Annotated in this window: 23 protein-coding genes and 1 tRNA gene; 12 read left to right on the plus strand and 12 right to left on the minus strand. The window is 39.2% G+C overall.

Annotation, left to right across the window (positions count from 1 at the left end; translation table 11 throughout):
- Window positions 1-23 precede the first annotated feature (23 nt).
- The 7 genes from Aru01_RS03080 to hemA all read right to left on the minus strand — a co-directional run bounded on the left by Aru01_RS03080 (window position 24) and on the right by hemA (window position 6,518).
- On the minus strand, window positions 24-1,838 hold the full coding sequence (locus Aru01_RS03080) for an ABC transporter ATP-binding protein (protein WP_016657747.1): 1,815 nt from the start codon (window positions 1,836-1,838) through the stop codon (window positions 24-26).
- An 11-nt stretch (window positions 1,839-1,849) separates the two neighbouring features.
- Complete coding sequence (locus Aru01_RS03085; RefSeq protein WP_016657748.1) at window positions 1,850-2,425, minus strand: TetR/AcrR family transcriptional regulator; 576 nt, start codon at window positions 2,423-2,425, stop codon at window positions 1,850-1,852.
- A 76-nt stretch (window positions 2,426-2,501) separates the two neighbouring features.
- On the minus strand, window positions 2,502-3,650 hold the full coding sequence (locus Aru01_RS03090) for an MFS transporter (RefSeq protein ID WP_016657749.1): 1,149 nt from the start codon (window positions 3,648-3,650) through the stop codon (window positions 2,502-2,504).
- 28 nt (window positions 3,651-3,678) lie between these two features.
- Window positions 3,679-4,764, minus strand: coding sequence for a Gfo/Idh/MocA family oxidoreductase (locus Aru01_RS03095; RefSeq protein WP_016657750.1), 1,086 nt, complete (start codon window positions 4,762-4,764; stop codon window positions 3,679-3,681).
- Complete coding sequence (locus Aru01_RS03100; protein ID WP_016657751.1) at window positions 4,761-5,261, minus strand: GNAT family N-acetyltransferase; 501 nt, start codon at window positions 5,259-5,261, stop codon at window positions 4,761-4,763. Before Aru01_RS03100 ends, Aru01_RS03095 begins: the two co-directional genes overlap by 4 nt.
- Before the next feature lie 35 nt (window positions 5,262-5,296).
- Entirely contained in the window at window positions 5,297-5,557 is a 261-nt protein-coding gene (locus Aru01_RS18595; RefSeq protein WP_016657752.1) for an aminotransferase class I/II-fold pyridoxal phosphate-dependent enzyme, read from the minus strand.
- Window positions 5,514-6,518 (minus strand): 5-aminolevulinate synthase, encoded by a 1,005-nt coding sequence (gene hemA, locus Aru01_RS03105; protein ID WP_016657753.1) that lies wholly within the window; start codon window positions 6,516-6,518, stop codon window positions 5,514-5,516. Before hemA ends, Aru01_RS18595 begins: the two co-directional genes overlap by 44 nt.
- An 833-nt stretch (window positions 6,519-7,351) precedes the next feature.
- Here hemA and Aru01_RS03110 point away from each other — a divergent pair.
- Together Aru01_RS03110 and Aru01_RS03115 are read left to right on the plus strand one after the other, a co-directional pair.
- Window positions 7,352-7,582 (plus strand): hypothetical protein, encoded by a 231-nt coding sequence (locus tag Aru01_RS03110; protein ID WP_016657754.1) that lies wholly within the window; start codon window positions 7,352-7,354, stop codon window positions 7,580-7,582.
- Between the two features lie 260 nt (window positions 7,583-7,842).
- Window positions 7,843-7,918 (plus strand) — tRNA-Thr (locus Aru01_RS03115).
- Between the two features lie 435 nt (window positions 7,919-8,353).
- On the opposite strand, the gene Aru01_RS03120 is transcribed toward Aru01_RS03115, so the two are convergent.
- From Aru01_RS03120 to Aru01_RS03135, 4 genes are all read right to left on the minus strand, one after another.
- Window positions 8,354-11,239, minus strand: coding sequence for a type I restriction endonuclease subunit R (locus Aru01_RS03120; protein ID WP_016657755.1), 2,886 nt, complete (start codon window positions 11,237-11,239; stop codon window positions 8,354-8,356).
- Window positions 11,240-11,307: 68 nt separating this feature from the next.
- Window positions 11,308-11,970 carry an abortive infection family protein gene (locus Aru01_RS03125; RefSeq protein WP_016657756.1) on the minus strand — a complete coding sequence of 221 codons (663 nt, stop codon included), beginning with the start codon at window positions 11,968-11,970 and terminating at the stop codon, window positions 11,308-11,310.
- 12 nt (window positions 11,971-11,982) lie between these two features.
- On the minus strand, window positions 11,983-13,140 hold the full coding sequence (locus tag Aru01_RS03130; protein WP_016657757.1) for a restriction endonuclease subunit S: 1,158 nt from the start codon (window positions 13,138-13,140) through the stop codon (window positions 11,983-11,985).
- Window positions 13,140-14,714: a type I restriction-modification system subunit M gene (locus tag Aru01_RS03135; RefSeq protein WP_016657758.1), complete on the minus strand. Its 1,575-nt coding sequence runs from the start codon at window positions 14,712-14,714 to the stop codon at window positions 13,140-13,142. Before Aru01_RS03135 ends, Aru01_RS03130 begins: the two co-directional genes overlap by 1 nt.
- Before the next feature lie 174 nt (window positions 14,715-14,888).
- On the opposite strand from Aru01_RS03135, the gene Aru01_RS18445 reads away from it, so the two are divergent.
- A complete protein-coding gene (locus tag Aru01_RS18445; protein ID WP_016657759.1) occupies window positions 14,889-15,047 on the plus strand; it encodes a hypothetical protein in 159 nt (52 codons plus the stop codon).
- A 9-nt stretch (window positions 15,048-15,056) separates the two neighbouring features.
- Window positions 15,057-15,278, plus strand: a complete 222-nt coding sequence (locus Aru01_RS03140; protein WP_016657760.1) for a helix-turn-helix domain-containing protein — start codon at window positions 15,057-15,059, stop codon at window positions 15,276-15,278.
- Between the two features lie 3 nt (window positions 15,279-15,281).
- Here the strand turns inward: Aru01_RS03140 and Aru01_RS03145 are convergent, their stop codons facing one another.
- Window positions 15,282-15,533, minus strand: a complete 252-nt coding sequence (locus Aru01_RS03145; protein ID WP_016657761.1) for a helix-turn-helix domain-containing protein — start codon at window positions 15,531-15,533, stop codon at window positions 15,282-15,284.
- 104 nt (window positions 15,534-15,637) lie between these two features.
- Here Aru01_RS03145 and Aru01_RS03150 point away from each other — a divergent pair, with 104 nt between their 5' ends.
- From Aru01_RS03150 to Aru01_RS03185, 8 genes are all read left to right on the plus strand, one after another.
- Window positions 15,638-16,192 (plus strand): hypothetical protein, encoded by a 555-nt coding sequence (locus tag Aru01_RS03150; RefSeq protein WP_016657762.1) that lies wholly within the window; start codon window positions 15,638-15,640, stop codon window positions 16,190-16,192.
- Window positions 16,193-16,234: 42 nt separating this feature from the next.
- A complete protein-coding gene (locus Aru01_RS03155; protein ID WP_016657763.1) occupies window positions 16,235-17,152 on the plus strand; it encodes a zinc metalloprotease HtpX in 918 nt (305 codons plus the stop codon).
- A gap of 55 nt (window positions 17,153-17,207) precedes the next feature.
- The gene (locus Aru01_RS03160; protein ID WP_016657764.1) at window positions 17,208-17,657 is read left to right on the plus strand and encodes a YfjT/YkfB family phage-associated protein; all 450 of its coding nucleotides are present in this window, start codon (window positions 17,208-17,210) and stop codon (window positions 17,655-17,657) included.
- A gap of 70 nt (window positions 17,658-17,727) precedes the next feature.
- On the plus strand, window positions 17,728-18,285 hold the full coding sequence (locus Aru01_RS03165; protein ID WP_016657765.1) for a hypothetical protein: 558 nt from the start codon (window positions 17,728-17,730) through the stop codon (window positions 18,283-18,285).
- Window positions 18,286-18,368: 83 nt separating this feature from the next.
- Window positions 18,369-18,869, plus strand: a complete 501-nt coding sequence (locus tag Aru01_RS03170) for a hypothetical protein (protein ID WP_016657766.1) — start codon at window positions 18,369-18,371, stop codon at window positions 18,867-18,869.
- The gene (locus Aru01_RS03175; RefSeq protein ID WP_016657767.1) at window positions 18,844-19,185 is read left to right on the plus strand and encodes a hypothetical protein; all 342 of its coding nucleotides are present in this window, start codon (window positions 18,844-18,846) and stop codon (window positions 19,183-19,185) included. The genes Aru01_RS03170 and Aru01_RS03175 overlap by 26 nt, the downstream gene beginning before the upstream one ends.
- A gap of 60 nt (window positions 19,186-19,245) precedes the next feature.
- Window positions 19,246-19,524 carry a hypothetical protein gene (locus Aru01_RS03180; RefSeq protein ID WP_016657768.1) on the plus strand — a complete coding sequence of 93 codons (279 nt, stop codon included), beginning with the start codon at window positions 19,246-19,248 and terminating at the stop codon, window positions 19,522-19,524.
- A 389-nt stretch (window positions 19,525-19,913) separates the two neighbouring features.
- Window positions 19,914-21,083, plus strand: coding sequence for a tyrosine-type recombinase/integrase (locus Aru01_RS03185; protein ID WP_016657769.1), 1,170 nt, complete (start codon window positions 19,914-19,916; stop codon window positions 21,081-21,083).
- Window positions 21,084-21,117: the final 34 nt, after the last annotated feature.

The raw sequence follows: 21,117 nt of genomic DNA on the forward strand, positions 1-21,117 counted from the left end.
ATGGATCATCTATTGAACGAGATTCAAACTGAATCTTTCTGTGATCGATCTTTTTGACCTTGGCGTAATAATTCTGCGTAGACGCCATCCAATGCTACCAATTGATCATGCGTTCCCGACTCAACCAATTGACCTGCCTTAAGAACCAAGATTCGATCAGCATGTCGAACAGTCGACAAACGATGTGCGATTGAAATAACTGTACGGTCAGGAGCAATCTGTGCCAATGCTGCTGATATTGCACTTTCAGTCACGTTATCTAGTGCACTTGTAGCTTCATCTAAAAGTAAGATCGGAGGGTTACGTAAAATAGTCCGTGCCAGTGCTAAGCGTTGCTTTTCTCCACCAGAAAATCGATAACCTCGTTCTCCAACAACGGTTTGATAGCCTTCTGGAAGCGATGCAATGTGTTCATGAATCTGAGCTGTTTTAGCGGCTTCAATCAGTTCTTCATCAGTTGCTTCTGGTTGAGCAAAACGTAAATTTTCAGCAATAGTGGTATTGAGTAAAAATGGTTCTTGCATAACAACACCCAGCACATCAGCCAATTGCTCAAAATGCATCTCTCGCAAGTCGATACCATCAATACAAATTCGCCCTGCCGTAGGGTCAACTAAACGTGCCAGCAGATAGCCAAACGTACTTTTCCCAGCACCAGTAGGCCCAACAACGGCAATATGACTACCTATAGGAATATCTAGATTTAAGCCTCTCAAATTTGGCGTATTTTCAGCATCATAGTGATAGCTGACATTTTCAAATCGAATATGACCACGTGATCCACTGCTGCTAATTTCTTGACGTTTTATTGGCTCAATAATTTCAGGTACTGTATCTAAGTATTTAAAAATACGTGCAAAAAGCGCACGAGTTGTCCGTAGTTTGACACCACTTTCAAGCAGATTTTCTAAAGGCCATAACAACTGCTCTTGTAGCGCAATCAAGGCAACCAAAGTACCGATTGTGACAGGTAGTCCTTGACCAATTAATAGTCCACCTAATAATAAAGTCATTGCAGGCAAGGCACCTAACAATATCTCAATCATAGACCATTGCCATTCGCCAGCGGTATGCGCACGTACTTCTAGATGCAAGGTCTTATTTGAGGCTTGTTCAAAGCGATGAGTTAAAAATTTTCCACGTGCCAAAGTCCGTGACAAGATGATGCCTGGTGCGGACAAGGTCTCTTGTACAATCGCAGACATATCAGCATGACCATTTTGCTGCTGATTGGTTAATCGCTCTCGCTTTTGTCCCACATAATGACTTAACCACAGTGATGGAGGTAAGACCACAAAAGAAAATAATGCCAAGCGCCAATCAAGCAATAGCATTGCGATCGCAGTAGTCACAACGATGGTCATATTACGTGCCATTTCTGTAATGGTATTGCTCACAACTGACTGTAAACCACCAATATCATTCGCGATACGTGACTGGATTTCACCAGTACGAGTCCTTATAAAAAAGCTCAAGGACAATGTTTGCAAATGACTATAAAGACGAACCCTTAACTCATGCATAATGGCTTGCCCAATTTTGGTGGACAAAATAGTTTGCAATACATTAATTACCGCGACGCCGACAGTAATCGCAACCAAACCAACAACCAAATACATCAATAATGTTAGATCTTGTTGGGGTAATGCTTGATCAATAATTTCTCTTAATAGGAACGGGGCAATAATACCAATACCCGCTCCAATCAAAATCAATATCCCCACCACTAAAAAGCGATGTCGCCAAGGTTTAAATAGCGCGACAATGCGTTTTAATGAAACATGGCGTGCAGAAAGCGCTTCATAGTCATCCTCTAAATCATCAATTTTATTTTCCACAAACCTAGCTCCTAAGTTAGCTGCGCTGTTTCCAAACTGAACTGTTGTCTTAGATGCTTCTCTGCTTCTTCCGCTGTCAAACGTGTTGCACCTGAAAGTAATAATCCAACTAAGCCATCATATAATGCAGACAAACGCAGTGCTGTTGCACTTGCATCAGGTAGTCGCCACAGTCCCTGTGCATGCCCTTTCGCTAAAGACTCTGTAAGGTGAGTCAACATCCGCTGCTGTACTTTTTCTAATGCTTGCGCCATAACTTGGTCATGAATTGCAAGATCGGTTGCCTCCAACCATAGTTTCCAGTAGATCGGCGCATCAGTGGTAAATGCACTTGCCAAATAATATTCTATAGCCTGATCAGCTGCAGTGAACTGAGCAAACTGATCATGGATCACCTCTTCAAATATCACTTCCCATGCAAGTACACGCAGTTCTTGCCAGTTGTAATAATGATTAAGTAAGCCACGTCCAACACCAGCTTGCTCTGTAACCTGTCGTGTTGTTGCAGCTTGCAAACCATTCGTTAATAGAACATCTATTGTGGCTTGTAAGATCCGTTCTGCACCTTTTTTAGTTTCATCCACCATAATTACCCCTTTGATTGAGCGCTCGCTCAATGCATTATATTGAGCAAGCGCTCAAAATGGAATAAAAAAATAATTTTTAAATCTTTTTTCTTGCTTTGAATAAAATAATTAACTGACACAGTAGCGCCAAAGTTGTAATAAATGCAGCAAAATAAACTAAGCTACCAGCGTTAAAACCATGGCTAATTAAGAGCCCACCACAAATGGTACCCACTGCACCACCTAAATAATTACATGAACTATTTAAGGCAACGACTGTAGCACCATGTTCTGGCTGTAACTCTAACAAGCTATGTTGTTGTGGAGCCAACGACGACCATCCTGTTGCCCCCCATAATACAAAAGGCAGCCATGCGAAAGTCAGTCCATGTATGAGCACTGTGGGTAAACTCAATAAAGTTATGCTCATCAGTAAAAGAATACCTGCCAACAATAATTGTGGCTTTTGCAACCAATCAATAAGATAACCTATGCTAAAACTTGCAAGCATACCTCCAATCCCCCATGCCCATAAATAAGATGTAACATTGATGATATTGGCGAGGTCTTTTAAAACAGGAGCCACAAATGTATAGAGGCCCAAACTTGCTAAGGCAACCAAAAAAGTCACAAAAACAGTCGCTGCAACCTTATGATCACTCAACATTTTTAAACGCATTTTTAATGATGGCGGTGTAGAAACTGTAATATTGGGAAAACCTACCACTATACCCAGCAATGCAGCAGCACCAATAAGTGTCACCAACCAAAGAACACTCTGCCAACCATAATAAGAAGACAGCATCAATCCCAGCGGTACGCCTACGACTGTTCCTGTACTCATCCCACCCAAAATCATGCTCAATGCCCGACCTTTAAACTCAGGGGGTACCAAGGCTGTCGCAGCGGCAGCCGCAACAGGGGAAAATAGCCCCGCACCAATACCAGCAAAAGCACGGAAAATCAGTAAGGCCTGCAAATTAGGACTTAATGCACTGCCAATGTTTGCTAGAGAAAAGAGAACAAGTGCGATACTCAAAATTTTACGTATAGGCTTACCCGCAAGTAGCGTTGCAAAAACTGGGGCAGCAATTGCATAACAGAGGGTAAATGCTGTAACCGTCTGGGCATTTTCAGCTTCAGTCGTGCCATAACTTAGTCCAATTGCTGGTAGTATTCCTGCGATCACATAGGCATCAAGACCTAAAGCAAACATGCCTACTGATAAAAAAATAATTTTTTTCATTTTATTGTCAATCTATTAAATAAGTTAGTTAACCCAACTGTTCTAAACTGCCATTTTCGCTAAAGTACTCTCGGTGCTTTTTCACAGTATATTTAGCAGCACCAATACACTGTGCCTTATGCGCTATGTTATTCAGCATGCTTTGTAATCGAATAGAGGTATTTACATCAACAAATTCGTGTTGGGGTTGTAGACCATCTATAAGGAAAAGAAGGATCTCACGGACCTGCGTTCTCAGTTTTTGAATTGTCTTAAATGCTGGCGATGCGCCATCAAAGGAAGTGGTAAAATCTTTTATTATTTCATCACCTTTTTTTGTATGTTTCCATAATTTCAAATGATCTACATCCCATTCCGGGGTATCAAAAGTCATTCGAGCATATATAAGCTCTTGATCTTGTGAGGAGAAAATAAAATCGATTGTCCGTTGGCGAATGATATTGACGAAACTGCTATATCCAGAAATGAATGACTCTCCAAGCTGTGCCGTAATAGCCAAACTGTCAATAACATGTTTTCCAGAGATTGAAAAATCAGAGTCTGTACCAATTACTGCGCTTAAAACCAGGTGTTCCTTGCCTCCTAAGACCCATTCAATTAAATCTAGCGGGTGAATAATTTCACTCAATGCTCCACACGTACTTCTATGATCATGTATTCGATCTTTTCCCCAAATAAAATTAGCCCGTATTAATTTCAACTGATTTTCTCGAATGAATTTTTTAAGATCGTCTGTTATCTTTGAGTACCTTTCGACCATATCCATACAAAACCCACCAGTATTTTGCATAGCTGAATAAATATATGACAAATCATCTATACTATTTACTAAAGGTTTTTCGCAAATGATAAAACCATCATAACCATCGAGCTCTAAAAGCACCTCAGCATGTCTACCATCTGATACAGACACCACCACAATATCTGGAGAATAATACTTAAGTGCTTGAGCAACTGTAGAAAAGTAATTTAGTAAGGTGTTTTTCTTTGAAGGTGAAACATATGCATATCGAAATGCTATATCCGGAAATTCATTTTCTAAAGAATCAAATGTTTTGACATATCTATTTCCAGCATAGCCAAGCCCAATAATTAGTATCTTGATTGTATTCATAGGTTATTCTCATTTTTTATTAAAAGATCTTCACCCGTTCTGTCAAAGCCCATTTTTATATACATCGCATTTGCTATCGGTGTAGTTTGTAATGCTATTTTTCCGATACCTTGACTTTCAAACCATAGAAATAATGATTTCATCAAAAGTATCGCAAGACCTTGCCCCCGCCACTCGGGAGCGACTACAACAGACTGAACCCATCCTTGTAAACCATTTAAAGCCCCTATAACAGGAGCCCTTTCATCAATGATTCCGGTTGCACACCCAATAACATTATTATTTTCATCTCGAATAACGCTAATTTGAATATTAGATTTTCTATTATAAAATTGATTAATAAGCCACTTACGATAATATGCTTTCCAAATGTCGTCTTCTTCAGCAGATATTGAAGAATAATGTGCAGCTCCTCCACTCAATAAAAGACCACGTAAGCCAATAAGGCCATCTATATCTTGGTATTCAGCTGTTACACATTTTTGAATCACTGGCATCACTTACTCCATGAAGTCCATATGAAGATTTCAAACTAAAATGCTGCTTCTTTTAAGAAGGGCACATCAAATTTATAAAAAACCTCTTCAAGTGCATCAGCTAACGCATAAATTTGGGCTTCAGAATGATGGGGAGTCACATTTACACGAAATCTTTCTGTTCCAATAGGTACAGTTGGGTAATTAATTGGTTGAAGATAAATTGCTTTATGATTTAAAAGATATTGAGCCGCAGCTTTGCATTTTTTAGCATCACCAATAAGTACAGGCAAAATATGTGTTGTACTTGCTGACATGACATTGATTCTTTTTTTTTCTCAAAACTGTTCTTAAAAGAAATGTTTTTTGATGAAGCTTCTCACGCTCAACACTCGATTTTTTTAAATGTTGAATACTGGTATAACAGGCGGCTGTAATTACTGGTGGTAAGGATGTTGTAAATATAAAACCCGAAGCAAAAGAGCGAATAGCATCAATCATTAACGAATTTCCAGCAATATACCCTCCAATAATACCGATCGCTTTTGCCATTGTTCCCTGAATAATATCTATTTGATCAGCAATACCAAGCTGTGCAGAAATACCTGCTCCTTTTGGTCCATACATTCCAATCGCATGCACCTCATCAAGATAGACAAGTGCATTATATTTTTTTGCAATCTCAACGATTTCCTTCACTGGTGCGATATCACCATCCATTGAATAGACCGATTCAAAAATAATCATTTTAGCGCGCTCAAATGGCTCTTTTGAAAGCAGTCTTTCTAAATCGACAATATCATTGTGTCTAAAAATTCTTTTTTCTATCGCTGGGCTACGAAGCCCATTAATGATTGATGCATGATTTAATGCATCAGAAAATACAATACAATCTTTAAACAGTGTTAATAAGCATTGAATCGTGGCATCGTTTGAACTGTATCCAGTAGGAAATACTAGCGCAGCCTCTTTTCCATGCCAGTCTGCAATACTACTTTCTAGTTTTTCAAAGTAAGAATGCGTACCGCCAATATTTCTTGAACCACCAGAACCAGCACCATAATTTTCAATTGCCTCATGCATGGCATAAATTACATCGGGATGTTGAGACATATTTAAATAATCATTACTACACCAAACGACCACTTTCTTTTTAAAGCCTTCCGTGTAGGCCTCAGGATAAGCTCCTTTAATTCTATTGATTGTTTGAAATGTGCGATATTGACCGTTTACTTTCAACTCAGAGATTTTTTCTGCTAAAAAAGCTTCATAATCCATTCTTATTACCAACCTGACTATGTGTATTTACTTGTATTTTTTTAGTAGTTGATCAATCAATTGATTAATAAACTTAAATTAAAATGAATTATTAATTAATAACAAAGTTGCAATAAAAATTTGTGTGTTGAATGTAGCCATCTATTTAATAAATATTATTTTTTAAAAGATAAAGCAACTTAAAAATATTTATTATTTATCAATAAATTAAAATAAAAATATGATAAGAAAGCTTTAGTTATGATTAAATAAATATTAAATCTAAGCTTAAGTTTTTTAATTAAAACCATGGTATTTGCATAAAATATATTTAATTTTACTTTTATTTATTAATCACATTACACATACTCTTAAAACATGAAACGTAACATTTTATAGATTATTCATGGTCTATCTCTGAGCCTCATTCCTTGAATAACATATTGACCACTATAAAAATTAACCGATCATATTAAAATATAAAAGAATTTAAAACTCACTATTCGTTACTCCATGCACAGCTAAAACGTGTGCAAAAACATTCCATCACTGTTTTTTTTAATACCAACGACCTCAGCGGTACAAAACAAACAGCATCGTAAAATATAATCCATGTATTGATAACTTTTTTCAAAGCTTAAATTCAGTATGCTTTTAAAAAATACTGCGCAAGTCTGTACTATGCTCAATTTCTTCTTATTAATGTATAAAAATTAAATTGATACAGTTAAGGACTTGCCAAACTGAGCAAACACATCATATAAATGAAATGTGTAAGCACTACACTGTAAATGCGGTATCCAAAAAGCTAAAAGCGTAATGAAAACATAGAACACTGCTATTCGGGAGTCGGAATGAATAACAGCATGAATTATGTAAAACAGATCAAAAATGCTAAACGTGGCGGATATACACCAACCATTGCGAAGGATATAAACAAACATAAGATTCAGAAAGTCTCACGTTTAATAGAAGAATGGCGATCTCTCGCTAATGAATTAAAACCACAGATGCAAATCGATATGGCACTTACGTTAGAAGAATGCGCTCAAGCTCTAGACCAAATCTTAAGAGGGAAATCTTAGTAGCATTACATCATAAGAGTAACTTTTTTAAATTAGCTCATACACTTTTAGCTAGACCGCAATCCACTTTTTACCCACGCACAGCTCACATTAGTGAGCTGTTTTGACTATAAAACATGCATCATGTCTATCAAAAACAATCAAGCCTACCCAGTGTTGTACATTAATCAAACAAACACACAATATCTGGCTAATTCATCCAAATAATTTAATATTTTTTCTTGCAATCTAAGCTAATTTCGATAGAATTACGCCACGTCGCCGACATAGCTCAGTTGGTAGAGCAACTGACTTGTAATCAGTAGGTCCACAGTTCGAATCCGTGTGTCGGCACCATTATTAAACCTCGTAAGTCTAAGATTTATGAGGTTTTTTATTGTCTGCGATTTTTCTTTGTCTGCTTTTTTCGGTCCATTTTGTGGTCCATTCGCTCAATAGTCCTGTGGTCTAGACACAACAAGGGTCCAACCAAACTCAGCTTTTTTACTCCCGTGAATCATTTCCATGCACTCCACTTTTGCAATCGGGCTACACAAGCGATGCTGCACTGAGTATCCCATCGATGTGTTGACGAGTGCGAAATGGAAAGCTTGGGGGATTTTTCATATTTGTTGGATTAGCTGATTCGCTCAGGAGATTCAGGCTCGATCCGTGGAAGTCGTGGGGAGTTCTGCTAGAAGATGATGGATTCTGTAGATTCGATCTAGTGCTGATCGTTAAAAGTCAGCCATAGAACTTATCGCTTTATGCAACCAGCCCTTCTGTTTAGGCTTACAGACCAGTATAAAACTTCTCAATAAAAGCACGTGTCTTGAGTACCAATGTATTCATCAGCGTTTTACGCTCTGAAATCTTAGGTCGTGTGATCGGAAGATCTTTGACATCTTCCCGACTTGGTAAACGTTTTGTGTATTCGTACTGACCTAAAACGGCTTTAAAGACCTCAGGCTTGAGTGCTTCTTGCTGACATAACTCCCCCAGCGCTTTCTCTTTCTCCACATCCCAAAATGTTGCAAATGCATCATGTACGCTTTGCCCATTCGCCATACGTGGGATATTTTCATCCAGAAATTTTTGAATCAGTACTTGTTTATCGTATAAATTATGATTGGTTGAGATAATCTCTTGAACCTGTGAGCGATATTGTCGTTTCTTCTCTTCATCCTTGTTATTTACCACTGCTTGCAGCAGATTCAGGATGTATCCAACATTCACAGTATCTCTATGAATGAGTTCCAACTGAAAATTAACATCATTCAGTACAGAGACCTTATCCTTAGGCTGCACAATACGCACATTATTATAAAGATACTTGTACTGTGAGGTATGCTTTTGGAAGTCTGCCTTGTTGAGTAAGGTATCGTCCTGATCGTACTCTACAAAGTTTTCCAATTGTGCATTGATACGCATGACTTCACGGAAGGCTTTGACATACGCCAATTGCTCTTGTTCTGTCACAAGTGTATTTGAAACTTGATCGGGATCAGGGACAATACAGAGTAAATTCTCTACCGCAGCATTATATTTTTCTTTAATACTCTCAAAGCTAGGAATAAGCACAATCTTTTCTGCTTCTGCACGATTAGAAAATAATGTGAGTGCTTGATCTGTTGCTTGTTTGAGATTACGGAAACACACGATATTTCCGAATGGCTTATCAGCATTTAAAATACGGTTGGTACGTGAAAAAGCTTGGATTAACCCATGATATTTGAGGTTTTTGTCTACATACAGCGTATTGAGCGGTTTTGAGTCGAAGCCTGTCAAAAACATATTCACAACCAGCAAAATATCAATTTCTTTTTTGCGCACTCGATTGGCTATGTCTCGATAGTAGGGATAGAACTCTTCACCTGAATTGAAGTTCTGCCCAAACTTGGCATTGTACTCTGTGATGTATTGATCAAGTTTATCCCGATTGGACTGACTGATCTTTGTGGGAATATCTGCCGACTCTTCTTCGATCAATCCCGTGAATTCTTCGACTGTACGCTCTTCATTCGCCGCAAAAGAAAAAATCGTGGCAATGCTCAATGGATTATAAATTTGACCCTGCTCTTCTGCCTGTTGTTGTTTCTCTTGTTGTACCTGCTTAAATAATTCATAGTACTGCGTGAGGACTTCTACAGAGCTAACACAGAACATTGCTGTAAAGGTTCTATTCTTAGTTTTAATGTGGTGATTATCAACAATATAACGAGTAATCATCTCTAGACGAGCAGGATTGTCAAAAAGTTCTTTGGTGTCGATGCCCTCTACATCATCTTCATAGCTGTCACTTTTTTCGATGCCATTACTTGTGTATTTACCCAAATAGGCAATCTGAAAGGGTAAGACATTACCGTCACGAATTGCATCGGTGATGACATACTTATGTAGACACTCATCGAATAGTGCATTGGTCGTTACCGCTTTGGCATCAATTTTGACCTGACTGTTGGTTTCAAAAATAGGGGTTCCAGTGAAGCCAAACATCTGTGCCTGATCAAAGAAACGTTTGATATTCCGATGGGTATCGCCAAATTGACTACGATGGCATTCATCAAAAATGATCACGACTTTTTTGTCTTTGAGATAAGCAATCTGATCCGCATAGCGATTAGAACTAATGGCAATATTGAGTTTTTGTAGAGTGGTAACAATGAGTTTATCATGTGTTTGCCCCAATTGATCAACCAAGGTACTGGTGTTCTTGGTGGTATCAACGCTATTTTCTTTGAAGGCATTGAACTCACGTACTGTTTGCGTATCGAGGTCACTCCGATCTACTACAAATAGGACTTTTTCGACTTCGGGCAAGCGCATAATCAACTGACTGGCTTTAAATGAAGTCAGCGTTTTCCCCGAACCCGTGGTATGCCAGATGTAGCCATTTTTCTCTGAATGTTGCACACGTTGAATAATTTGCTGTACGGCGTAGATTTGGTAAGGCCTGAGCACCATTAAACGTTTTTCGACTTCTAAAACAACCATGTATTCAGTCAACATCTTGCTGATATGTTGATGATTGAGGAAGCATTCGGCAAAAGCATCTATTTTATGGATATGCTTATTATCGAAGTCAGCCCAAGGAAAGGTAAATTCGAAATTACTCGTTCCTGTTGAATAGTAATGGGTATGGTCGCGATTGCTAATAACAAAAAGCTGAATATAGTTGAACAAGCCCGTACCACTACTATAGGCATCTTTGGCATAGCGTTGCGTTTGGTTAAAGGCTTCGGGTAACTCGACACCTGCACGTTTTAGTTCAATTTGGACTAAGGGTAAACCATTAATTAATAGTGTTACGTCAAAGCGACTGCTATGACCATTACCTGCTTTATGATCAACACTAATTTGATGGGTGACTTGGTAAATATTTTTTTGAGGATCTGCAAATAAAAAATCAATATGCCGTGTAGAACCATCATCAAAAGTCACAGGGAAGCGATTACGCAATACCTTAGCACAATTAAAACTGTTGCCTGCTTTGAGATGATTGAGTACTTGCGCCCATTCATTGTGAGAGAAAGCAGCGATACCATTAGCACGCTCAATTTGAATTTTCAGATTACTCAGCAGTTGAGCTTCATCTTTGACCGCAACTTGGCTATAACCAAGTTGTTTAAGTTGCTTGATGAGTTCATATTCAAGTTGAGCTTCGCTTTGTATGGACATCTCTTCCTCAAGTCATAACTTACACATTATTATAAAGTTTGATTGACCAAGCTCAGGATATAAGTAGATTAAGTAATCTCAATTGCCTGTGCATCAAGAAAATTATCTAATCCTTCTGAGTACGCATCATAATCTTGCTCAAACAACGCTCTGCTATAAATTAAGTGATTAGGTAACTCATATTGTCCATCAAGATAATCATTAAAACCCGGATAATCTTCATATTTATAAGGCAGTGTATACGATAAATCGATTTCCAACAGCATTAATAAAAGAATATAGGCAAACCTATCCGTTATCTCTGAAATGATTTTTGCTAATCCGATATCTATTGAATAGGGCTTGGGTAAAATTTTCCCATGTGATATTTCACCAATATTATTTCTCATTTCTCCCAAAAACCTAATCCATTGATTTAGCGTTGAAAAATATTGTACTATATCACTCATAGGCATTACATTTTCTATAAATGAATGTTCACACATTACTCCTTTTGCTAGCTTTGAAAGCCTACCTAAATCACAACAGTTAATAGTTTTTTCATCCATTTCTGGCTTCAATTTAATAATTATATTTTTGAAAACAGCTTCCAAAAATGATTTAGTACACTCAATTAGTGTATCTCCGCACTGATTAGATTGTTGATCAATGTGATTTAAAATTCGCTCAAGTTCACTTAGCCATTTGTGGTCTTTTGCATACTGTTTAATGAAGTATCTTGACTTCTCCATAATCCACACTCTCTACACAAACATCTGCTGTAACAAGCCTTTTTTCCACGTTTTGGCTTGTTCGATTTGTTGTGCCACGACTTCAATTTTTTGGTCGATGGCAGATAGGAAATTAGCGATTTTGGTTTGTTCTTCTAGGCAGGGTAAATAAAAATTAAAACTCTGTAAAACTTTATTTGAACTATGTTTAACAGTAGTCCCTGAAGCTGTAGAAACAATTAACTCGTGAAAATCGTCCGTAAGTAATAAATAAAGTAAAAAGGTTTTTTCTAGTTTTTTATTAGGGATGATTTTAACGATTCGCTGATTTAAAAGTACATTTCCATCGCCCTGACTTAATAAAATCGGCTTTCCTAAAAGCTCACATGATTGGGTTAAATCAGTTAGCAAAACTAATAAATCATTTGGACTACAGATATATTTTTCATCAGATATTTCAGTAGTCCATTTTGTATTTGTTCTAGTGAAATTAGCCTTACCTGTTGTCGTGAAATTTTTGGGAGTAATTAATTTATTTCCATCTTCAGCGAAAAAATCACTTTTGAATGCAAAACCAGAAATTAAATCCACTAAATTTTCAAGTTTCACATGTTCCCACTCTCCAAACTCACTTCCATCATCGGCTTTAAAACGAATCTGCTGACTAAACAACTTTTGCATCATGCCTTGTTTATATTGGCTTAGGAGTTCATGTTTTTGAGAGAGTTGGCTAATCTTTTTATCGACTGCCGATAAAAAAGTAGCAATTTTGGTTTGTTCTTCTTTTGATGGGATTGCAATATCTACATTATTAATTGATGTGGTATTTAGGCTAGGCACACCCGTAGCTTCATTTAAACCTAACCAGTTTATTTGAAGTGCATGTTGATATAAAAATAAAGGAGTAGAATTTTCTTTTATTTGAGAATAAAAAAGAGTATCTACAGTCCAAAATTTTTCATTTACATATTTGGGTTGATCAATTGTCCCTTTACGACCGATTAAAATACTTTCACCGTTATATAAATATTGGTCTACATAACGCATGACACCACCTGTACCATAAACAGGAATATCACCATCATTTAGTAATTTGTGATCTTTACCATATTTAATAGTTAGAACATCTTTATATTTAAGGTTAATCCAATCCCCATCAAACTCTTTAAACCTTAACTTTGGCGCAGTCATTATTTAGCCTCCGCAAATGGGCTATCAATACCAAGTTCTTTACAAAACTCAGCAATGACTTTGTCGGTATTTTGACTTTCAACTTCAAGGGCTTGCAATTGTTTAGCAATATCGTCTAAATCAATCTCAGCTTCGGCTTCAAAGGTGTCGACATAGCGTGGAATATTGAGGTTGTAGTCATTGTCTTTGACTTCTTGCAATGTCGCCACCTTGGCATATTTGTCAATGTCCTGACGGTTTTCAAAGGCAGCAACAATATTGTCCAAATGTTCAGGCAAAAGTTTATTTTGGTTCTTTTGTTTTTCAAACTCATTACTGGCATCAACGAATAGGATGTCACCCGTATGCTGACGATTTTTCTTCAGTACCAATATGCAAGTTGGAATCGAAGTACCATAGAAAATATTGGCAGGTAGACCAATCACCGTATCAATCATGTTCATTTTCTCGATCAAGTATTGACGAATCACACCTTCACTCGAACCTCGAAACAGTACGCCATGGGGTAATACGACTGCCATCGTGCCATACTCATCCAATTGATGCAGCATGTGCTGCACAAAAGCCATGTCTGCTTTAGAACTCGGTGCAAGTTTGCCAAAACGGCTAAAGCGCTCATCTTGTAAAAAAATTGGATCGGCTGACCATTTTGCTGAAAATGGTGGATTGGCAACAACCGCCTCAAAACGTTGCTCAATATGCTGTGGACGAGTCAGTGTATCTTCTTGCTTGATGTCAAATTTGGCAAAATGCACATCATGCAAAATCATGTTCATGCGCGCCAAGTTGTAGGTGGTGCGGTTCATCTCTTGACCGTAAATCATATCGACATCTTGTACCTCACGCTTTACGCGGAGCAACAACGAGCCTGAACCACAGGTCGGATCATAGACAGATCGTAGACGCTCTTTGCCTTGAGTGACAATTTTAGCAAGCAAAGTTGATACCGTTTGAGGCGTATAAAACTCACCTGCTTTTTTACCTGCACCAGAGGCAAACTCACCAATCAAGTATTCGTATGCATCACCCAATACATCTGATTCAGAGTTACTCAGATCAAAATCAATATTGTCGAGATGCGTCAGTACCTTAGCCACTAACGCATTACGGTCATTGGCATTGTTACCCAACTTGGTTGAGTTAAGATCAAGATCTTCAAAGAGATTGGCAAAATCATCTTCTGATTCTGCACCCAAAGTACTGCGTTCTATTTCTCGTAAGGTATTTGCAAGTTCATCGAGAATAAACACACCTTGACGACCACGCTCTGCAATCGTATGGAATAATTGCTTTGGCGCTAAAGCATAGCCCACTTCTTCAACTGAATTTTCTTTAATCCCCTTGATCAGTTCAGCATGGTCAACATTACTTTCATCCAGTTGATCGTACTGTTCAGCTACACCTTCATCCTGCAATAACTCATTGGCAAAAGAAATTGCTTTTTCTGAGAGATATTTGTAGAAAATAAAGCCCAAAATGTAGTCACGAAACTCATCTGCCCCCATTTTCCCACGTAGATCGTTTGCAATATTCCAAAGGTGTTTTTGTAGTTGTTGAAGTTGTACTTGGGTCATGTAGAAGCGAACCTGAAAAGCATGAAATTTATAATAGTTTACCTTGAAATCGTTGATTTGGAATGTCTTTCTTAAAACCAACGACAATATAGGGCGTTGCAAATCGTAAAAAGCGTAAGACTATATTTTTGATAGATATATTATTCCTATGGTCCAAACAACATAGGAGTGACCATGAATAAATATTACCCTGAGCTTGATACCGTTTCTGATGTTCTAGAAATTATCCCCCATCCGCAGTGCAGATCGATTGCCCATGCCATCCGTATCTGTAATGACCAAAATCAACACATTGTCACTAAGCTACATGCTGTTGCTGCTGTCTTACTCTAGGAGATGGTGATGCATGCACTACAACAATGGCTGATTACTCAGCGTCAGCAGAAAGGTCTGTCCCAACTGCAACTCGCACAACGTCTTGGTCAATCTATTGGATATATTGAGAAAATCGAGCAGGGTGACTATGTACTGGAAATCATCGAATATTTGCACTACTGCCAAGCCTTAGATGCTGATCCGAGTGTAGGAATCACCTTGATTGACCTCGCCATTTCCAAAGATTAGCGATCATCCTTTTTCTGCAAGAGTTTGCTGTATCAAGCTGAGTCCAACTTGAGGATCAAGCTTCAAGCTACGGCAATACCAAACGTATTCCACAACATCCAAACGACGTTCGCCTTGTTCTACTTTTTGCACATACGAATGTGGTTTATCCATGCGTTCCGCTAATGCACGCATAGACAATTGTTGTGATTCTCTTTCTTGCTTCAACCACTTAGTTAAAGCCTGCATTTCTGCGGTATTGATGCTTGTCGTCATGTACCTATTATCGATACAATGCTATTTGTACCCAAAAGAGGTACAATATGCATAACATGTTGATTGCAAAAAACTAAGTGCTTATTTAAACAATAGGATTTTTTATGGGGTTTTCAGATTTTCTTAGCTCTGCTTTGACTGCAGTAGCGACCTTTTCGGGTAATCCTGATATTCAGCAAGTTGCTAACTCTGCTAATGACATGGTGGTGTCCTACCAAACTCAGCAACTACAAGATATGGCTAATCGTATCCTGAGTTCACCTGATGGTATCGCTCAATTTACAGAAAAAGGGCAAACCGTATGGAGAGCGTTACAGTACAACGCCAATGGTGAAATTGTTGGCTTTGCCGACTTTGCTACCAAGGAGGAGTATTTACTGCTCAAACAGCAGGAAGCACAGGAAATGTATGCTGAGCAACAAAGACTCAAAGCTGAACAGGCCGAAGCTGATCGACGTTATGCCATTCAATATGCAGCACAACAGCAAAAGCAACCGCAGCGAGGTGATGTCTCTATTGCCGATATCGATAGCTATGGCAGTATGTTGGGTTCGTTGGAACAAGCAGGATGGAACTGTACTCAGTATCGGGACAATACCCCACCTTGGGATAAGTGTATGCAGCGCGAATTCAATAAAGCCGCCCGTGGTGGTCGCTAGTCTTCTTTACTTAATCCGTGGACAACGGATTTGGAGTTGAATATGCATCAACATTCTTCAGGCCCAGACAATACACATGACTTATCAATGGCACTCAGTCAAGTTAAGCAAACCAGTATTCTGTCTTGGACTGTAATCATTCTGATTGCCTTAATGATTAGTGCAATCCCTACAGGCTTTGGCATTGCTCTAGTTCCTCTTATTGGGCTAATCGGTGCTGTAATTGGCTTACCTTTCTCAAGATGGCTAGCAAAAAGAGCACATCACGTTGTTGTACTGGAACGTGATCATGCTGGACATAGTGAATATTTTTGGCTCTATGACCTTGTTGCTGATTTAGCGAGTACTGCCAATATCCCTATGCCCGAAGTCGGTATCTATGAAAGTTTAGATATGAACGCTTTTGCTTCTGGGCCTACACCCAACTATTCCGTTATTGCCTTTAGTACAGCATTACTTGAGCAAATGGATCTAGAAGAAATCCGAGCTGTGGCAGCCCATGAGATTGGTCACATCATGAGTAACGATATGCGAGGTATGGCACTACTGAGTGGTCTAATTACGTCTTTCATTCTGGTGTTTACCCTACCCCTGCAAGGCTTACGACTTCTCAATTTCTATGGAAATTCATACTCTGAAATCGTAGAGGTTATTCTATGGCTAGTAAAACTCATGCTGTCTATTGTATTTACTTTCCTAGGTTCCTTGGTCGTCAAAATGTATTCTAGAAAACGGGAGTATAAGGCCGATGCTATTGCTTCTTTGTTGGTGGGTAAACATGCCATGATCCAAGCTCTATCTAAGCTTGCACAAGAGTCAGAGGTTATACCCATTCAACAGAGAGGATTCAATTCATTCAAGATTTCTAATCATAGCAATTGGGGAGAAATCTTTAGTACCCATCCGAGTATCGACAATCGAATTGAAGCACTGCAGCTTGAAACACATTCCCCATTCTAAAGACATTTCACCCTTATTTATCACAGTAGATCCTCATCTACTCAAAGGACTTTTCATGAAAAAATTATTGTTTGTTCCATTGTTCGCTCTTACTGGTTTTGCTCATGCTGCCCCGAACATCTGGCAATTTAGTTCTACACAGGGTTTTGTCGAGTATTCAATCCAAGATGCCAAAGGCAATACGCTTTGGGTGACCTGTAATGAAGGTGCTGGGGATCAATACGACCACTCTGCACGCTTTGAAACTAAGAAAGCCCGTTATGAAAATACTGACTCAAAATATCCACTGACCTTTGTACTTGATGGAAAAAACAGTGTTGCAGCCCCAGGAACGACAAAATGGCGTAATGGTGCTAACGCATGGTATGAATTTTCTCAAGGCATAGCTAAAGCCAAGAAAATTGATGTCTACCTCAATAATAAAAAGGTCACCACCTTTACCCCAACGCAGCAAAGTATCCGAGCTGTAGCCAAAGAAATATCGACTTGTCAGGCCATGTTCTGATCCTATTTTCACAACTTTACATCCCGATGGCTCTCACCAGTCATCGGGATATTTTTTAGGGAAAACTATCATGTATAGACGATTAATATGCTCAGGTACTTTGGGTGCAGCAATTACGTTAAGTGCTTGTAACCCCTCCATCCAAACTGTAGATGCAGTAGCAAGCAGTAGTACTGATGCTTCTATTCCAGTAGTAGAGCAAACCGTATCCGAGCCTATTGCACCACCAGTAGAGACCGTTGCAGAAATCAAACCTGCCAAGAAAACCATCGTTGATGACACAAAGTGGCTCAAACGCTATGAGAAAAATGGTTATAAAATTATCTTTTCTTCGACGGACAGACGCGTTGGTATGCTATTAAATGTCAATGATCCATACCCTCGATTTATTGTCAAAATGGCAGGCAATACCATGCAATTAGATGATTGCTCAGAAGATCTAGTCAATCCTCGTCCAACTGTAGTGGGAGGATACAAAGTTCAATATTCTTCCTCCTATGTTTGCCCCTCGAACATGATGGAAATCGATATGGGGTATCGTGATGATAAGGATACAGCCGTCATTCAGGTTAAAGACGTTATGAGTCAAGAAAAACTCGTGACATTTCAAAAATTAGAGGGCCGTTAAGCTCTCCCATATCTCCATTTACAAACATCCACCCAATAAGCCTTACGGTTTATTGGGTTTTTTATCTTTTAAGGACTATTCATATGCAACCACGTATCGATGACAAAATCGGACATCGCCTCATCAACACCTTGACCTGCAACAAATTATCCGAGAATGCCAAAGGCCAATTGCATTACCAACTTTGGCAGAACAATGATGATCAAAGCTTTGCATGGGCACTCAGTCACAATGAATCCTCTGGTGGATTTAGTCGTGAATTGATCCACGTAGAGCACATCATGGCGGTACTGACTGAGCTTGATCAAACGGCCCAACCCTTTCACGCAACGGCATTCAAGTGCCTGTTTATTGGAAAGTCTGTCAATAATGCCAGCTTCTTTGCTGCGCTATTGGTCGATCAAGGTGTGATTCGACTGCATCCACAAACCACTCGCCTACTGGAGGTCTCGGAAGAATATGCTTCATGGCCAATGTCTTTAGTAGAGCATACGCAGGACAAATCAACAAGCAAACGAGGTGCCAAGGCTAAAGTCACTACGGACATGGAGGATGGTAATGCAGTACATCAAAACCAGCACTGATCTGATCCACATTACTGATCATGCCATACGGGAGAGCATCGCTTTACACATGCAGACTTTGGCCGAACAGTATGCTGAACCTTATCAGGCCAGCGTACATGGATGGTTTGTTGTTTGTGAACATGATGCCGATCTACTCCAACCCTTTGCTGGTTTGACCTTTAGTCTTGCTGAAAAACTGCAGTCAGGTGAAGTAGAATTTGTTGATAAAAAACAGAACTGGTACGAGGTCTTTATTTTATTGAACGACAACGAAGGCATCCTGATCTATGTTCCGACCTCAATACTAGAACGCCATCAACAGCTAGAAATCTAGCACTCCTCACGTAACACCGCCTCCACCTTTTCCCAATTACTTTTTATCTGAGACCTTTTTATGACAAAGCACTGTTTATTCGCTTTGGGTCAAGTCGTGTCTACACCCAATGCATTAGAACTTGCTAAACGAAAGCACATTGATCTGTTGGCCTTAATTCATCGTCATCAAACAGGTGACTGGGGTGATCTCTGTGAAGAAGATCGAGTGTCCAATGAAAATGCATTAGTCACTGATTCACGCATCCTATCCAGCTATCAGATGGACCAAGACAAAATCTGGATCATCACTGAGGCAGATCGCAGCGTTACCACCATCCTATTACCGAGTGATTACTAGCAGAACCCTAAAAAGGACCCTAAAGCCACTTCGGCTTTGGGGTTTGTTTTTATTGACCAAAGAACACTAAGGACGAATACCTTTTGGGAATGAGCTGGCTCAGTTTCTAGTAGTCAGTCGGTCCAATTTGATCATAAAAACAGCTATTTTTACAAATTAACACAAAGTATTTTGCAATTTGAAGGGCATTTCAAGCCTGAACATCCTGCCTCAAATCCGAGGCGACCGAAATCCCTTGGATGTCCAGTCTCAAACCTCTCTATATATTTATTTTTTAACCGTTTATTTTTCATACTGAACGAAAACATGAAGCTACCTTAGGCATAAATAAAGTCTTTTGTCTGAGGATTTCTTGTCTCTTTTTCTTAAACCCTTAATCAGGAACAACTATGAAGATAGACTTTCCATTAACTTCTTTCCCTCATGGAAAAGAAACTGATCTTAAGAAATTGGTCTCCAATCTTGAGGTTACAGGTATACGCTTTGTGCTATCTGCCCAAAACGCTCGCCTACTCTGTAGATTGAACTCTAAGGGAGTCAAAATCTCAAAAAGCTTGGGAACTTACGCTCATTCTGAACTTGAACAGCACTTGCCCATCATCATTGAGCAAGTACGCACTTTCCATACGCGTATAGCACAAGGCTTACACCCATTCAAGGAGACTAAAAGTCCCAAAGACATTACTTTTGCTGAGTTTGCACAATCGACCTACATGCCCAATGCCATGAGTCGAAAAAAGTCATATCGTGATGATGAATCTCGTTTGCATCTTCATGTAAACCCCGTTATTGGTGGACTTAAACTCAGTGAAATTAATGTCGGTACAATCCGTAAGTTACTGGATGATTTAAGTCAAAAACATCTAAGCCCTGCTTCCGTCAATCGTATTAGAGCAATGCTTTCATCATTATTTAACTTAGCTATCGACCATGAGTTGATAGAGAGCAATCCTGTTACCCGAGTTAAAAAGTTTCGGGAAAACAACCAAAAAGAACGCTATTTGAATGCCAATGAAACCAAGTCATTAATGACTATCCTTGGTCAACCTGCAGCTCACGGCATTCATAATTTGGTGATTGTCGCCATCATCCATTTTTTGCTACTGACTGGTGTCCGTAAACGTGAAGCAATGGATATGCGTTGGTCTGATGTCGATCTGAGTACAGGGGTTTGGTTACTCGGTGAAAACAAGTCAGGGAAAGCACGTCGTATCAACCTCAACCAAGATGCCTTGCAAATTCTTCAGCAATTACCAAAGCAATCTCTATTCATCTTTTCGAATCCTGAGACAGGCCAGCCCTACAACGACATTCGCAAGACCTTTGACAAGATCATGCATGCTGCAGGTATCTACAACATGCGTATTCACGACTTACGCCATAACTTTGCCAGTCTCGCTGTGAACAGTGGCCAAAGCCTCTATGTGGTGCAGCACCTACTTGGCCATGCCTCACCGCAAACCACACAACGTTACGCACACCTACAGTCAGACACGCTAAAGCAAGCCTCCGAGGAGATTGCTGCAGCACTTCGTAGTCAAAGCCAACACGTCGCCTAATCCCGTCAATCATCTGGGTGTATCTCCGTACACC

The organism is Acinetobacter rudis, assembly GCF_000829675.1.
In the GTDB taxonomy this organism is placed as follows: Bacteria; Pseudomonadota; Gammaproteobacteria; order Pseudomonadales; family Moraxellaceae; genus Acinetobacter; species Acinetobacter rudis.

Bases quoted from the DNA above. Each gene is read 5' to 3' on its own strand.
- Aru01_RS03085 (WP_016657748.1), bottom strand. From the start codon at position 2,425: ATGGTGGATGAAACTAAAAAAGGTGCAGAACGGATCTTACAAGCCACA.
- Aru01_RS03090 (WP_016657749.1), bottom strand. From the start codon at position 3,650: ATGAAAAAAATTATTTTTTTATCAGTAGGCATGTTTGCTTTAGGTCTT.
- Aru01_RS03095 (WP_016657750.1), bottom strand. From the start codon at position 4,764: ATGAATACAATCAAGATACTAATTATTGGGCTTGGCTATGCTGGAAAT.
- Aru01_RS03100 (WP_016657751.1), bottom strand. From the start codon at position 5,261: ATGCCAGTGATTCAAAAATGTGTAACAGCTGAATACCAAGATATAGAT.
- Aru01_RS18595 (WP_016657752.1), bottom strand. From the start codon at position 5,557: ATGTCAGCAAGTACAACACATATTTTGCCTGTACTTATTGGTGATGCT.
- hemA (WP_016657753.1), bottom strand. From the start codon at position 6,518: ATGGATTATGAAGCTTTTTTAGCAGAAAAAATCTCTGAGTTGAAAGTA.
- Aru01_RS03110 (WP_016657754.1), top strand. From the start codon at position 7,352: ATGAATAACAGCATGAATTATGTAAAACAGATCAAAAATGCTAAACGT.
- Aru01_RS03120 (WP_016657755.1), bottom strand. From the start codon at position 11,239: ATGTCCATACAAAGCGAAGCTCAACTTGAATATGAACTCATCAAGCAA.
- Aru01_RS03125 (WP_016657756.1), bottom strand. From the start codon at position 11,970: ATGGAGAAGTCAAGATACTTCATTAAACAGTATGCAAAAGACCACAAA.
- Aru01_RS03130 (WP_016657757.1), bottom strand. From the start codon at position 13,140: ATGACTGCGCCAAAGTTAAGGTTTAAAGAGTTTGATGGGGATTGGATT.
- Aru01_RS03135 (WP_016657758.1), bottom strand. From the start codon at position 14,714: ATGACCCAAGTACAACTTCAACAACTACAAAAACACCTTTGGAATATT.
- Aru01_RS18445 (WP_016657759.1), top strand. From the start codon at position 14,889: ATGAATAAATATTACCCTGAGCTTGATACCGTTTCTGATGTTCTAGAA.
- Aru01_RS03140 (WP_016657760.1), top strand. From the start codon at position 15,057: ATGCATGCACTACAACAATGGCTGATTACTCAGCGTCAGCAGAAAGGT.
- Aru01_RS03145 (WP_016657761.1), bottom strand. From the start codon at position 15,533: ATGACGACAAGCATCAATACCGCAGAAATGCAGGCTTTAACTAAGTGG.
- Aru01_RS03150 (WP_016657762.1), top strand. From the start codon at position 15,638: ATGGGGTTTTCAGATTTTCTTAGCTCTGCTTTGACTGCAGTAGCGACC.
- Aru01_RS03155 (WP_016657763.1), top strand. From the start codon at position 16,235: ATGCATCAACATTCTTCAGGCCCAGACAATACACATGACTTATCAATG.
- Aru01_RS03160 (WP_016657764.1), top strand. From the start codon at position 17,208: ATGAAAAAATTATTGTTTGTTCCATTGTTCGCTCTTACTGGTTTTGCT.
- Aru01_RS03165 (WP_016657765.1), top strand. From the start codon at position 17,728: ATGTATAGACGATTAATATGCTCAGGTACTTTGGGTGCAGCAATTACG.
- Aru01_RS03170 (WP_016657766.1), top strand. From the start codon at position 18,369: ATGCAACCACGTATCGATGACAAAATCGGACATCGCCTCATCAACACC.
- Aru01_RS03175 (WP_016657767.1), top strand. From the start codon at position 18,844: ATGCAGTACATCAAAACCAGCACTGATCTGATCCACATTACTGATCAT.
- Aru01_RS03180 (WP_016657768.1), top strand. From the start codon at position 19,246: ATGACAAAGCACTGTTTATTCGCTTTGGGTCAAGTCGTGTCTACACCC.
- Aru01_RS03185 (WP_016657769.1), top strand. From the start codon at position 19,914: ATGAAGATAGACTTTCCATTAACTTCTTTCCCTCATGGAAAAGAAACT.